Source organism: Sphingobacterium sp. UBA6317 (assembly GCF_002440385.1).
Taxonomy (GTDB): domain Bacteria; phylum Bacteroidota; class Bacteroidia; order Sphingobacteriales; family Sphingobacteriaceae; genus Sphingobacterium; species Sphingobacterium multivorum.
The window spans coordinates 25924-40264 of sequence record NZ_DJTD01000005.1 but is presented as its reverse complement, the minus strand read 5'-3'; the positions used below and the strand labels follow the sequence as shown (position 1 = coordinate 40264).

Genomic DNA, 14341 nt, shown 5'->3' with positions numbered 1-14341 from the left:
TCTTCTTTAAAAAAAAGGACCAGTAAATCTTATTAAATGCCGAATTCTTTCACGGTTTGGCAAATTTGCTCTTTTTGTTTTCGGCTTAATACGTTCAACATGGTCAGGATTTCTTTACCTTGAAAAGTCTCAAGCTCAAGTCTCGGACCCAACCAATTGCTTTCAATAACGCGGATATTAACGATTTGAATGTAGGGCACGAATACCAGCGCATCCAGATCTGCCAAAGCCCACACACTCCCGGTCTTTTTTTCGATCCGTTTAAAATACAATCCTTTTTTATCTGTCCGGGCTCGGATAACTTTCCTGCTGTTTTTTAGAAGAAGGAAGCCGCCGATAATAAAAGATAAGTGGAGTAACAGCATAAATAATGAGACTAAAAAGCGAAATACGTCTTTAAAGTCAAGTACCATGGCGCTGAAATTCTCTTTAAGTGAATTATGAGGATGATAACCGATAAAACAAGTCGATATCCCCATTAAAATCAAAATACTGCCAATGATAATGGATCGCCAATTTGGTAGGTAATAATTGATAAAGGTTTCACTGTCTGTAGCTGCTAATTTTCTCCTTTTCATATCTAAATATAGGGACCTTATAAATTGACTGCATCGAAGAATTACAATTCGTTCAGAAGCATTTATAATTCGACAACTATTAGTTATAGGGGCATGAAGTCTGTTTTTGAAATTATTATGAACTTGTTTATTGGTCGCATCGAAATCCATGCTACCGAAGATTGGACCACTGTACATCTGCTATCTGGATGAGGTTGATACGAAAGAGTTAGGATACATTTGCACTATAAATCAAACTATTTAATGAAATGAATTATAACATTAGAAAGGCAAGTCTTGAGGATCTTGATCAAGCAGCAGCGTTATTCAATCTTTATCGAATTTTCTACAGACAGGAATCGGATTTGGAAAAAGCCAAAGAATTTTTGAGGGAGCGATTTTTGAACGGAGAGTCAGAAATCTTTTTGGCAATTCAGGGCGAACATGCGGTTGGTTTTGTTCAGCTTTATAAATTGTTTCATTATACTAAATTGCAGCGGCAGTGGTTGTTGAGTGATCTATTTGTGCATCCTGATCATCGGAGTAAAGGTCTTTCGGTTCGGCTTATAGATCGAAGTAAAGCTTGGTGTGAAGAGACTGGAGCTTGTGGTCTGATGCTTGAGACCGAGAAAACAAATGTTATCGGTAATAGTCTTTATCCGAGGTGTGGATTTGAATACGACGGCATGCATAACTATTATCATTGGTGGCGATAACTTTAATTGGATCGTCAGTGCACTCCAGCGCCTGGCGATCCAATTGGCAACTGAGATTAATTAGACGGCATCGACAGTCATTTTACCCCATTGGGCACTGCTGCCTGGATTAAGATTTTGAATCCGTGCTATCACTTCATCACCCACTGTTTTGTCAAAAATATTTTTCATAATTTCAATTTACGAAATAATAATCTACATTAATTGAAGTATAATATCACATTTAAAGGCTCATCGTTTACAGTTACTTTCTTTTCGGTAGGCCCACTTTTATTGCTGTACCTCAATGTATAAGACTGATTTTTTTTCACGATAAATGTTAAATGATCATTCGCATCCTGCAGTTTAGTAGCAGTCGAGCCTCCGCCAATTTGATCATTTCCTTGGAAGATATCTACATTGCATTTTGTTCTTCCTTCCGGTTGACATTGATCCTTACTGAGATACATGGTTACGTTTAGACGGGTGTAAGATTTGTCCTTCAATTGTTGGCTATATTGCTGATTGAATAGATCAATATAGCGCTGAGAAACATTATCGGCATACACTTCTGTTTCACTCCACGCCGGGAATGAGGTAGCTGCCGGTTTGTAGGAAGCCGCATAAATAGAATGTTCCTTGCTATTCGGATCGGCTTTACCCGCGTCTGCTAAAAACCAGCTGTAATTCAGGTCTTTGTCCGGATAATATTCAGTAAAATACCATTTACCATTAATCCACACCTCGACCCAACTGTGGTTACCACGGTTGTCATGCCAGTTTGGCGTTCCCGCAATCCGAGCCGGTATACCTACTGATCGCAATGCGTCGATCAATAAAATGGATAATCCGGTACAAGAAGCCATTCCTTGGCTTATCGATTCAGATGGATTTTGATCTGCTTTTTTTCGTTGCGTATTGTAATCGACTTTCACTTCATCTCTGATATTCTTATTTATGGCTACAATGGCATCTTTTATCGTTTTGCTATTTGTCACATATTTTGAGAAACGATCGTAGAAGTCACCACGCCAATCGTCGAGATCTTCAGAAAATACCCGATAGGGCAATACCTCATTTAGAAAAATTGAATCTGGAATTTCCTTTGCCCAGGAAAACGTTGATCTTGCCTGGTAAGCCTTTTCAATATTATGGATAAGATGATCACTCTTAATAGTCGTTAAATCATTCTTGGGCATATAAGCTATGAGAAAAGCCGCCCCTTCACGCATTTCTTTGGGTAGTTTCGCTAGTACTTTCTCTAATTCAGTGCGATTCATGCCGGCAGCTTTTAGTGCATTTTTGACCGGTTTTTGATACTGACTTGGCAACGAGGAAAGCTTGAAATCTTGTGCAGATACGTTGAAAAAAATGGCTGTAGACAAACAGCAGAAAACGAAAGAAAATACCTTTTTGAACATCATATGAGCTTGCTTGTTCTTGATCTATTTAAATTAACACAATTTGTATATTTCAAACATAGATAAATTGATTTTTATATGCAAGGATACGTTTTATAGTCTGACTAGTAGCTTGGAAGCCCAATTTACTTAGTGATGTTTCTGAATTTGAGCAGAAGGACTCCCAAATAGCAAGCGACCACGAATGATGTACTTTGGATTGCGCTGCACTTCTAAAAAGTCAAAAGGTGTTAATCCCGCACAATTTCATTTGCAAATGAATACAAATTTATTTTAGTTTGAAGATCTTTACGGCAAAGTAAAGATCATAACCCAAAAAATAATTTAAATGACAATTCCGATGAAGCCGTTTCATTTTCTATATTATAGTGTATGCTGTCTGATCCTTTTATCGGGTATGCTGTATTCCTGTCAATCGCAAGATCCAGACAGGGTGATACTTGAAAAATTGGATAGAACCTTTAATGCATCCAAATTTTATGGCCCCAAGATAAAAAGGAGCGAAGAGTTGCTGCATGCAGACGTTAAAAGTATGGATAAGAAAGAGTTGAAAGAAGTCTTTGAAACCGCCATATTTAAAAAGGATACGCTTGCTGTTTTTAATTCAGAAGGGAGTTTGCCAACACCATTTTATATCGAGTCTACTGCAGTCTGGGGAACACGAAAATTAAAGCCGGTCAGAGATTTCGGTTATCGTTACACCACGGTTTCTTACAATGAAGATAAGGACACCATAGCCATATTAAACGGAGTTCCTTTTCCAGCGTTGACAGTGGCAGAGGATAAAAATGGTGAATTTGCTTATCTATATGCACTGAAGACTTCAAAAAATAAAGATGATTTTCAAAATATTTACAACTATCTACAGAAGACGTTTACAAAATTGAAGGTTCAAGATGATGCTGGAAGTGATATAAAAGGTTGGGAAAATAAAGACTTTTACTATTTTTTGCATAAAAAAAATAGAAGGGAAGAACAGATTTTTTCATTTGGAGAAGATGAAGACGACAAGCCGACGACTACAGACATCACCGATATCCGTTTGGAAATTTATTCTAAAATTTACATCCAAAATATGCAAAAAGAGCAGGTTTACTTACCGGATTATATTCCCAGTGTTAATTAACAGCCTTTAAAAATGGAGCACCGGTAAACTTGTTACAAATCTGCATGGACGATTTTGTTTATATTTACGTCCTTGTAAAAAAATCAATCAAATCGTTTTGTTTTTATGTCCGATACTCAAATACCGACTTCCGTTTATGCAGATACCAAACCACATTATGCAGTACTTGACGGGTTACGCGGTGTAGCAGCTATAACTGTTGTTTGCTTCCATATTTTTGAAGCCTTTGCGACGAGCCATTTAGACCAGCGTATTAATCACGGTTATTTGGCCGTTGACTTTTTCTTTATGCTTTCAGGTTTTGTCGTGGGCTATGCTTATGACGATCGTTGGAAGACAATGACAATAAAAGAATTTATCAAGCGTCGGATAATACGTTTACATCCGATGGTTGTAATGGGTGCGATCATTGGAGCAGTCATGTTTTATTTTCAGGGATGTTCTGTTTGGGATGTGACTAAGGTGACATTTTCTTCGCTGGCAATCGCGACCCTTTTGAATGCCTTGTTGATTCCTGCCATTCCAGGGCAAGAAGTGAGAGGGCTTGGGGAGATGTTTCCATTAAATGGGCCGAGCTGGTCGTTGTTTTTCGAATACATCGGTAATATTCTGTATGCATTGATTATTCGTAGATTTTCAACCAAAGTATTGGTTGGGCTCGTTGTTTTATTCGGGATAGGGTTGGCGGCCTTTGCGATATTGGGACCTTTGGGAGATATCTGTGCTGGTTTTTCACTCACAGAAACGGAATTTACGGCGGGTTCACTTCGTCTTTTGTTTTCATTTACAGCAGGCTTATTCTTATCTAGAGTATTTAAGTCTTTACAGATCAAGGGCGCATTTTGGATTTGTAGTTTGATCCTAGTGTCACTTTTGGCTATGCCGCGCATTGGTGGTGCCGAGCAACTATGGATGAATGGTTTATACGACACGCTATGTTGTGTCGTGGTTTTCCCTTTACTCGTTGTGTTAGGCGCTTCTGGCAAGGGCGGTAATGGTATTACAAGTTGGCTTTGCAAGTTTTTAGGTGATATATCCTATCCTTTGTATATGGTACATTATCCCTTTATCTATCTATACTATGCTTGGGTTAAGAATGAAAATCTGAGTTTTGAAGAGTCGTTGCCTGGAGCAGCGGCTGTTGTGATCGGAAGTATTGTGCTTGCATACGGCTGTTTGAAGTTATACGATATACCCGTACGGCAATATTTGTCAAAACGATTTCTAAAGGCAAAAGGGAAATAGATGCTAGCAAACTAATCCTATTATTTATTATAAAATAAGAAAACACCATTTTTTGGTGTTTTTTTTATGCATGTTACCTAGGACAGTGATCTGTACATAGAGAAAATATCTTGTCATGTTAAATAACGCTTCAATGTCAGTCTTTTTCAAAAAAAACGTTGTTATATTTCGACGAATAAAATACCAAATAGAAGCCTAAAGGGCTTCGGTATACCGTTGGATCTGAAGCAAGAATATGATGAGCGGGGAAGTCCATCCACAGTTTTAAGCGTGCGGATTGGTAAGGACAGACTGTTTCGATCTTGCCTTTGTAAACTTTGGATACTTTACCCGCACTTACGACGTTGAAATAAATCGAATCGTTATCCTTTATGACAAAATTGTAGCTATTGTATTGCCAGTCAGCTTGTTTTCCTGGGAACAGGTCACGCTTTATGTGGTAGGTACCATAATAATCTTCTTTTTTTAGGATTTTTGGGCTCGTGATCCATTGAAAAAATTGAGACAAAGAAAAAAGTATAATTGCGCCACCGATCAGAGATAAAATTGCATACCCGAAGAATCGTCTTTTTGTGATAACCCCGCATAACAGCAGAATTATCAGCAACGGTATAAAGATAAATACTCCAAATCCCATATTTTTAGACGTAGTGTAGAAAGCTCTTTTCTAAATTGAAAGTTTAACTAAAGTAGCCCCATAGCTACCAAATCCAACACAGTATGCCTTCTATTGGCTAATTTATTGTTGACACATGCTTCAAGGATTTTTTTGACACCATTGGAATAAGAATCATGTCCGAGGACCTTGGTCTCAATTTTAATTTCATCATTTTTATCTTTGATCACAATCTGATGGTAGGCATGCTTTTCTAAGTAGGCAACGGGAATATGGATTTTATAAGCTTGCGTTTTTGCATCGCGAATAGAGATAACGCGTTCATGAGCGACATGTAAAGAATTGGCTATATGATAAGCTGTACCTGGTTCAGTAAGCTTGGAGGACTGATGAGACTCCATAATAGATATTTCGTAGTCTTTGAAATTATGACCAAATTGTTGAAGCATATGGAGTGTTTTTAGCAAAAGTATGGAGGTATTTGGGCAAATGACAAGTGGAAACGCTGTCTCGAGCTTTTCGGTCTCTAGCCCTGTAGACAGTTCAATGAATAACGAATCTGTACGTGCACAAAAATCAAGACAATCTTGCAACTCCCGACCCGATCCGGCATGTATAATGATCGATGGCGACGACGTTGTAATGGATGGCTGCCAAGGTAGAATTTCTACATTGGGGATGGAATAATCGGCTTCCAGTATCGCGTTTGCCAGTTTTCCTGATCCAACTACAAAGGCTTTTTTTGTATTCATATTGTTTGTTTTATCAAAACATCTGCTATCCTTTTGACTATGAAACGATAAAATGATACCGGATGAAATTGCAATGAAGTAAAGGTTATGCTTGAGCCGGGTAAGTTACAAAAATAGACGGTAAAATTTAATCTTTGCTATTATGGAATTATTCTTTTTTTACGCATTTCGTCAAAGAGCTGATAAAACATTTGTTCGGTGTCAATAAATTCATGAAAGCCGAGACGCCTTGCCTTTGTGCCATCGGCAAAAAAATCATAATCCCAAGAAAATACAAAATCGCCAAAAGGCCAAGCTGAAACTTGATCATAGCTATAGCTTAATAAATGCTTTTCTTTTAATTTTTGCCATATAGGCTCCTTATCTGCCATCATTGTGTTGAGTGATAGCGGAATAGGATCAGCGCTTTCCATATCAAAATAGGCCGCTAATTTGGGCCATAGTTCCTTCCAGCGGAAGAGATCGCCGTTGTTAATGTTGAAGGCTTGATTGGCCGCTTGTGGATTGGTCGAGGCCCATACCGTTGCTTTGGCTAATAGTGTTGCATCGGTCATTTCCATCAATGTCTGAAAAGCGCCAATTTTTCCTGGAAATCGAAGTGGAATACCGAGTTCTTTTGAGATAGATGCATATACAGCAATGAGCATCGCTAGATTCATGGGATTATTGGGGGCCGTTCCACCAACAACTGACGGACGCATCGCTGACCAAGTCCATTTCTTACCCTTTTGCAATTGTTCGAGGTATTGCTGTTGGCTGGTATTGAATTCCGGCGGCATATGTCCGGCATCTGATTCTTTGGCTGGTGTCTTGAAAGGGCCCAGATGAGCACCATATACTTTATACCCTTGCATTAAGCTGATGTGCTGAAGATCACTTGCTACCGGTTCCACCGCGGTCAAAACATTGCTTAGCATTTTCATATTGGGCTCCACTAGCTCAGCCCAGGTCGGTCTATCCTGATAAGCAACGTAGTAAATATGGGTTACGGTATCCATGTTGCCTAGCTTTTTGAGACAATCGGCTATATCCAATAAATCTACAGCGATAAAACGAACGTTAGCCCGATCGGCATTTGCTCGTCGTGATAAACCTATAATTTCCCATTCCTCCATCTTTTCAAGATAGTCTATGAGATTGTTGCCAATAACGCCATTGGCGCCAACAACTAAAGCGGTGTTTTTTCTAGTCTTCATCTTTCTATATTACTTATAGGGCCAAAGTTAGTTGGAAGCTTAGTGGGTTTTAATGTAAAAATCCAATATAATTAGGTATATTTCTGAAATGAAACGTTATCGTCAGTTTGAACCGGTGCTTATTTCAGGGTTTAAGATACTTGAATGGACTCATCCGGAACACAATCACAATCATTACGAGTTCATTTTTATTCGTGAGGGGACAGGGCGACATATTGTTAATGAGCATTCATTTCCTTACAAAGCAGGGTCGATCTTTCTACTAGGGCCAGATGACCAACATTATTTTGAAATCGAACAACTCACCCATTTTGTATATCTTAAGTTCACCGACGCCTACCTTGGTCGTAACAGTTCGGGTTCTACGTCCGCTATACAACAGCTGGAATATCTTATAAAAAGTAGAGAAACTCATCAGATGGGGTTTCAGTTAGTTGGAGAAGATAATGCGATAATAACACTGATCTTTGATACCCTTCTCTTATTAAGAAAAGATCAAATTGTAAATCAGGAGCTTATTTGGTTCCAATTATTCAGTGTTGTACATGTTTTGCAGCGGAATATGCCCGAATTGCGTAGCAATAGTTTTAAAAGCCGTGACCTGCAGGCCATGTTTTGTTATATCCATAAAAATATTTACGATCCCAATCGTTTACGGATACAAATAATGGCGGAGCATTTTAACATTGCCAACGATTATCTCGGTATTTACTTTAAACGTCAGGCAGGAATTACCTTACGCGAATATATTCAAAACTACCGCAATACATTAATACGTCAAAGAATAGCAACAGGAAGAGTTACCTTAAAGGAAATTGTCGCTGAATTTGGCCTGACTGATGTAAGTCACCTGAATAAGATTATACATAAAACGTAGTGTATTTCCGTCGATGTATTCAAATCAAATGTAATCTAGCAATAGTTGAGCAAAATAGCTTATGAATGTAATAGGTTACCGGCCGAGGCGGAAAGGATTTAGAGAAGTAAAATACGTATTAAAAATTTTAGAAAATTGAGATGTTATATAGAAATATTGCGGAAGAGATTATCCGATTAGCGCAGGACGACGAATCAATGCGGGAAAAGTTATTGCAGAGGGGAGAGCTTCATGGTGGATATCATGTGGAGATGGAAACAATTCACCGACGGAATGCAAAAAGATTACGTGAAATCATTGCCGAAATAGGTTATCCAACTATTTCAAAAGTCGGCGAAGCAGCTAGCAATTCAGCTTGGCTGATTGTTCAGCATGCGATAGGAGAACCTCAATTTATGCAAGATTGTTATCAGTTGCTTCTTGATAATATCTTGGACGTCAATCTCGCAAATCTGGCTTATTTGCACGATCGAATTCAGGTTTTCATAAGTAAGCCGCAACGTTATGGGACACAGTTAAGCAGCTGTGGCAGTATTTATCCCGTAGAAGATAAAAATGCAATAAACAGCTTAAGGAGCACAATGAACCTTTTACCCCTTAATCCTAAAGAAATGAATAAAATTGAAGATGTGGAGCGAATTCCATTTCTGGATCAAGAGAACGACACCTATAATGAGTGGCGAAAAAAAGTTGGCTGGATGAATTGATTTTTCGACATTTTTTGTAGATTTGTCGAGTAATGACAGGTCAACAAGAAAATATTAAAGAGGAAATTATCTTATCATCCATGAAAGTGTTTGAAACCTATGGATTTGCAAGGGTTTCCATGCAGGATATTTCAAAAGCTTGTGGAAAGGGGCGGAGCACGTTGTATTACTATTTTACCAGTAAGATGGATGTCTTTGATGCGATTGCGGAGTACTTATGTCAGCAAGTGTTTGAGGTCGCGAGTAGAACTTATAACAGGGAAGCTTCACTGGAAGATAATTTAGTTGGTTTTTTACAAGCAAAACTACGTCAGATTAATTTAATTACGAAACGCTTTCATCTCGCATTCGAAGATATGAAATCCGACCCAGCCTTGATGGTTTCAAAAACACGATACATGCTGGATGACGAGATTAAGCTGATTCGTGAAATGATTGAATTAGCCGTTAGGAAAGAAGAAATTCAGGCCTTGGAGGAAAAGGATGTCTTGTTTTTATCGGAAATGTTAGTGACAACATCACGTTGTTTTGAGCAGGAAGTTTTACTTTTTGATCGTTTTCCGGATTTTGAAGCGAGGCTTTCCTGGTTGACAAGTATATGTGTTAAAGGGCTGCGCTAGCCATTCGACAGGATAACGAGAAAAGTTATTGTAAATAATAGGGACGTATATCGTTCTTTTTTTAGAAGGTGGTTTCGACAAAAATACAAAATATGTCTATTTTGATTGATCGATTCTTTTTATACAGACAATAAACAGGATGACAACTATGGTGTTAAATGCGAAAGTAGGCAAGTCGGTGGATAGCTTTGCATCAGAAAGATGCGTTTTGGTCATGGTGGAGACAGAGGAAACGATCCGCCCTGAAATGATGGGGGTACTGGATCCCGATATTGATTGTTATTTATTGATACACAATGATGTGGAGCGCTTGGATAGCCTCGCTCTTGCGCTGGAAAATGAAAATAAAAAGGTTCGACTAGCCCGAGATTTTGAGGAACTGAAACAGATGCCTTTTTTGAACCACCAATTACAACAAATTGCCGTTAAAATTTTGAAATAATCTAAATATGTATAAAGTTGTTTATTCTTTATCTCGTAAGCTGAAGTGGAAAGCCAGCGAGATTTATCATTTTCTCTATCAGAGTTTCCCGGAGATAAAAAATATTGATTTATTGTTGGATGATCAGCAATTTTTGCTTGTCCTGCGGATTAGTACCCGATTGGAATTTTCTATTCTGAACATCTGCCAGAAACAGGGGTTGGCAATGCAATTTGTACAGGTAGAAGATACTGATTAATCCGTCTGTACAGGTAGAAAATCCTGACGAACCCGTGCGGTTTACAAAGCTTAGCTTATCGCAGATGTTCAAGCATGATGCGGTGAGCCGTAAAGAAACAGCAACTTGAGCTTTATGGCAACATAATTCTGAAAGTTGCTTTTTACTTTTGTTATCGTTCCTTCAAAACATTTTTTCCATCCATTGGTTAATTTTATCGTGCGGATGGAATCTGTGTTGTACATAGGAATTTTATGCAGTCATTTAAAACAGAAAACAACAATTTTATCAAGTATGAGTACATTTTCAATTAGAGCTTTTGGAACAAGTGCACCAACGGCCGATCTAAAACAGATGGATATTGAACGTCGCGAAGTGACGGAGAAAGATGTCGAGATTGATATCTTATTTTGTGGAGTTTGCCATTCGGATTTACATACAGCGCGAAACGAATGGGGTGGGACCGTTTATCCGAATGTACCCGGCCATGAAATTGTAGGGCGAATTACTCAAGTTGGCTCAGCGGTAACCAAGTTTAAAGTCGGCGATTTGGCTGGTGTAGGCTGTATGGTAGATAGTTGTCGCGAATGTGAAAGTTGTAAGGAAGGACTGGAACAATATTGTGAAAATGGAAATATTCAAACCTACAATGGACACGATAAGCACCTTAATAAACAGACATTCGGCGGTTATTCCGAACGCGTTGTAGTAGACCAGGATTTTGTGCTCCACATTCCTGAAAATTTGGATCTTGCAGCAACAGCGCCTTTATTATGTGCTGGAATTACCACTTATTCGCCTTTGAGGCATTGGAATGTGGGACCAGGAAAAAAAGTAGGTATCGTAGGTATCGGCGGCTTGGGACACATGGGGGTAAAAATAGCGAAAGCAATGGGAGCACAAGTTGTTGTCATTACAACGTCTGCGTCTAAAGTGGATGACGCCAAACGTTTAGGTGCCGATGAAGTGATCTTGTCAACTGATGCAGAACAAATGAAAGCGCATGCGGGAACTTTACATTTCATTTTAGATTGCGTTTCGGCACAGCATGACATCAATGCCTATTTAAGTTTATTGAAACGAGATGGTTCCCTTACTCTTGTTGGTGCTCCGGAGCATCCACTTCCTGTGGCTCCTTTTAGCCTGATTCCAACACGAAAGAGTTTTTCAGGTTCGATGATCGGGGGGATAGCCGAAACACAGGAGATGCTTGATTTTTGTGGTAAACACAATATTATATCCGACATAGAGCTGATTAAAATGCAGGATATCAATCATGCTTATGATAGACTATTGAAAAGTGATGTTAAATACCGGTTTGTTATTGACATGGCAAGTTTGAAAAACTAGCACAATAAAATTATTCAATGCTGAACCATCAAGGGGAATTTCAAGTACCTTTGATGGTTCAGTCTGTTTATAGAGGTATTTTTACCTAATTATTGAGTTAACCTTTTACCCTTTAAAATTGTTAACATGGGTAATGATGGTAAATATTGGTCGTTTTTATGGAAAAAAATAAAATTATTGTGTTTTGGTTTCGTCGTGATTTACGGCTGGATGATAATGCCGGGCTTGCTCGCGCGCTGGCTTTGGGTTATCCCGTATTACCTATTTTCATATTTGACGAGGAAATTTTGAAGCAATTGGAGGATAAAAGGGATCGACGTCTTCATTACATCCATCAGGCTTTAACCCGTATCAATACTATACTAGGGGAAAGTGGTGCAACGTTGAATACGTTCTATGGTAAACCTATCGCTATCTACAGGGACTTGGTTGAAAAATTTGATGTGCAGGGCGTCTATTGTAATCGGGACTATGAGCCAATGGCAATTGCGCGGGACAAAGAAATTTTTGAGTTCTGTCAAGCTAAGGGAATTCCCTTCAAAGCTGTGAAAGATCAGGTTATTTTTGATAAAGTAGATATCTTAAAGAATGATGGGACACCATATACGGTTTATACGCCTTATGCAAAAAAATGGCGTGAGAAATTACGTCCTGATGACCATCGTTCCTATACCTACGCAATGGAATCCTTCGTTCAGCAAAAGCATCAGCAGATCATTTCTTTGGAGAACTTAGGTTTTTTAGAGACCGATCTTAGCTTTAAAGAACCACACCTGGATGCTACTATCATTGATCACTATGATAAAACCCGCGATTATCCAGCGTTAATGGGCACTACTCATTTGGGGATAGCACTTCGTTTTGGAACAATCAGTGTACGTCGGTGTGTTACCTTTGCTTTCAAACACAATGCGACCTGGTTGTCTGAATTGATCTGGCGTGAATTTTTTATGCAGATTCTCTATCACTATCCGCATGTTGTTACCGAATCCTTTAGAAAGCAATACGACGCCATACAATGGCGGAACGATGAGGTAGAATTCCAGCAATGGTGTGAAGGACAGACCGGATATCCTTTAGTAGATGCGGGTATGCGCCAATTGAATACTTCCGGTTATATGCACAATCGCGTACGAATGGTCGTAGCCAGTTTTCTTTGTAAACACCTTTTGATTGACTGGAGATGGGGGGAGGCCTACTTTGCGCAAAAATTAAATGATTATGATCTGTCGGCCAATAATGGTAACTGGCAATGGGCCTCAGGCAGTGGCTGTGACGCAGCCCCGTATTTCAGGGTTTTTAATCCGACGCTTCAGGCTGAGAAGTTCGATAAAAATCAGGAATATATAAAGCAATGGGTTCCTGAATTAGGTACTCCAGCCTATTGTGAGCCTATGGTTGACCATCAGATTGCCCGTGATCGTGCGATAAAGACCTACGCAAAGGCGTTGAAATAATAGAATTGAATGTCTACATCTTACGAGAGGTTTTAAGGACCAACAAGTCGGAGTAGACATTCAATGTATCTCATTTTTATCAATCTAAAAACTCGGCAACGAATGCGTCGAATACCTGTGGATTTTCAGCTTGAACCCAGTGACCAGCATTAGGAATTGTTTTAAATACGGCATTTGGAAATTGTTCCCTGATCTTAATCTTATCTTCAGGTAATATGTATCTTGATTTTTCTCCTGGTAGAAATAATGTGGGGCCGTTGAATATTCCTGATTTTACCCCGACAGTAATAAACTCCGTATATTTATTTTTTAAAACATCCAGATTAAAGCGCCAATCTAATTTTCGATCTTCTCTGATATATACATTTTTCAATAAAAATTGGATAACACCCGGATCGCTCAAGTAGTGTTCAATCTTTACTTGTACATCTTTCCTGTTTTCTAGTGTTGTAATATCTACAGCAGATAGCGCGTCGAATATGTCCTCATGATGTGGAGGATAAGCTTTCGGAGCTATATCAGCGATGATCAGTTTTTCAATCTTTTCAGGATGGTCAATAGCAAATTGCATCGCTACTTTTCCGCCTAGAGAATGGCCCAATAGCAATACTTTATCTGCTCCAATGGATGCAATATAGGACAGCAGATCGTCTACCATAACTTCCACCGACATATCTTCACTATGGAAACTTCGTCCGTGATTACGAAGATCGAGTAGATGCACCTGTCTTTTCTCGCCAAAACTACGACCAAAGGATCCCCAGTTGTCTGCCATGCCAAAAAGCCCATGTAGGACAATTAATGGAGTGCCACCGTTATCTGCGCCATATATTTTGCTGTGTTGTAATTCTTTCAATGCCATGATATCTATTATTACGATTTATCACCTGTATGTGACGTGTATATGCAGCGAAGTTAGCTTTTGTTGGTGATTTTTTGATCGAAATTATGTAAAACATTACATAACTTTCTATCCATCCCGTCTTATCGCTCTTATCAAAATGGTAGTATTTGGTGATTTATTGGTAGGTCATCGCCGCTAAATCCAGCTTAATTTTGTATT

The 14341-nt window shown here is 38.9% G+C and carries 16 protein-coding genes; 10 read left to right on the top strand and 6 right to left on the bottom strand.

The window, feature by feature from the left end:
- Positions 1–32: 32 nt before the first annotated feature.
- Entirely contained in the window at positions 33–578 is a 546-nt protein-coding gene (locus B3E92_RS00725; protein ID WP_115049336.1) for a hypothetical protein, read from the bottom strand.
- Between the two features lie 248 nt (positions 579–826).
- On the opposite strand from B3E92_RS00725, the gene B3E92_RS00720 reads away from it, so the two are divergent.
- Positions 827–1273: a GNAT family N-acetyltransferase gene (locus tag B3E92_RS00720; RefSeq protein WP_115049334.1), complete on the top strand. Its 447-nt coding sequence runs from the start codon at positions 827–829 to the stop codon at positions 1271–1273.
- 200 nt (positions 1274–1473) lie between these two features.
- On the opposite strand, the gene B3E92_RS00715 is transcribed toward B3E92_RS00720, so the two are convergent.
- Positions 1474–2676 (bottom strand): transglutaminase-like domain-containing protein, encoded by a 1203-nt coding sequence (locus B3E92_RS00715; RefSeq protein WP_286894880.1) that lies wholly within the window; start codon positions 2674–2676, stop codon positions 1474–1476.
- A 325-nt stretch (positions 2677–3001) separates the two neighbouring features.
- Here B3E92_RS00715 and B3E92_RS00710 point away from each other — a divergent pair, with 325 nt between their 5' ends.
- Both B3E92_RS00710 and B3E92_RS00705 read left to right on the top strand, forming a co-directional pair.
- Entirely contained in the window at positions 3002–3799 is a 798-nt protein-coding gene (locus tag B3E92_RS00710; RefSeq protein WP_286894878.1) for a hypothetical protein, read from the top strand.
- A 105-nt stretch (positions 3800–3904) separates the two neighbouring features.
- Positions 3905–5044 carry an acyltransferase family protein gene (locus tag B3E92_RS00705; protein WP_286894876.1) on the top strand — a complete coding sequence of 380 codons (1140 nt, stop codon included), beginning with the start codon at positions 3905–3907 and terminating at the stop codon, positions 5042–5044.
- 136 nt (positions 5045–5180) lie between these two features.
- Here B3E92_RS00705 and B3E92_RS00700 read toward each other — a convergent pair whose 3' ends face one another.
- The 3 genes from B3E92_RS00700 to B3E92_RS00690 form a co-directional block, all read right to left on the bottom strand.
- Positions 5181–5681, bottom strand: coding sequence for a hypothetical protein (locus tag B3E92_RS00700; protein ID WP_070565406.1), 501 nt, complete (start codon positions 5679–5681; stop codon positions 5181–5183).
- Positions 5682–5728: 47 nt separating this feature from the next.
- Positions 5729–6412, bottom strand: coding sequence for a dihydrodipicolinate reductase C-terminal domain-containing protein (locus tag B3E92_RS00695; RefSeq protein ID WP_112376204.1), 684 nt, complete (start codon positions 6410–6412; stop codon positions 5729–5731).
- A 140-nt stretch (positions 6413–6552) separates the two neighbouring features.
- A complete protein-coding gene (locus B3E92_RS00690; RefSeq protein ID WP_286753834.1) occupies positions 6553–7608 on the bottom strand; it encodes an SDR family oxidoreductase in 1056 nt (351 codons plus the stop codon).
- 88 nt (positions 7609–7696) lie between these two features.
- Between B3E92_RS00690 and B3E92_RS00685 the strand changes: the two genes are divergently transcribed.
- The 7 genes from B3E92_RS00685 (at position 7697) to B3E92_RS00655 (ending at position 13278) form a co-directional block, all read left to right on the top strand.
- On the top strand, positions 7697–8485 hold the full coding sequence (locus B3E92_RS00685) for an AraC family transcriptional regulator (RefSeq protein WP_286894874.1): 789 nt from the start codon (positions 7697–7699) through the stop codon (positions 8483–8485).
- 140 nt (positions 8486–8625) lie between these two features.
- Positions 8626–9192, top strand: coding sequence for a DUF6624 domain-containing protein (locus B3E92_RS00680; RefSeq protein ID WP_286894871.1), 567 nt, complete (start codon positions 8626–8628; stop codon positions 9190–9192).
- A 32-nt stretch (positions 9193–9224) separates the two neighbouring features.
- Complete coding sequence (locus tag B3E92_RS00675) at positions 9225–9812, top strand: TetR/AcrR family transcriptional regulator (protein ID WP_286767099.1); 588 nt, start codon at positions 9225–9227, stop codon at positions 9810–9812.
- Positions 9813–9951: 139 nt separating this feature from the next.
- Complete coding sequence (locus tag B3E92_RS00670; RefSeq protein WP_286753839.1) at positions 9952–10254, top strand: hypothetical protein; 303 nt, start codon at positions 9952–9954, stop codon at positions 10252–10254.
- Positions 10255–10261: 7 nt separating this feature from the next.
- Positions 10262–10492 carry a hypothetical protein gene (locus B3E92_RS00665; protein WP_046674596.1) on the top strand — a complete coding sequence of 77 codons (231 nt, stop codon included), beginning with the start codon at positions 10262–10264 and terminating at the stop codon, positions 10490–10492.
- Between the two features lie 273 nt (positions 10493–10765).
- The gene (locus B3E92_RS00660; protein WP_112376208.1) at positions 10766–11821 is read left to right on the top strand and encodes an NAD(P)-dependent alcohol dehydrogenase; all 1056 of its coding nucleotides are present in this window, start codon (positions 10766–10768) and stop codon (positions 11819–11821) included.
- 158 nt (positions 11822–11979) lie between these two features.
- Entirely contained in the window at positions 11980–13278 is a 1299-nt protein-coding gene (locus B3E92_RS00655) for a cryptochrome/photolyase family protein (protein ID WP_204991070.1), read from the top strand.
- Positions 13279–13357: 79 nt separating this feature from the next.
- On the opposite strand, the gene B3E92_RS00650 is transcribed toward B3E92_RS00655, so the two are convergent.
- Positions 13358–14140 carry an alpha/beta fold hydrolase gene (locus B3E92_RS00650; protein WP_204991071.1) on the bottom strand — a complete coding sequence of 261 codons (783 nt, stop codon included), beginning with the start codon at positions 14138–14140 and terminating at the stop codon, positions 13358–13360.
- Positions 14141–14341: the final 201 nt, after the last annotated feature.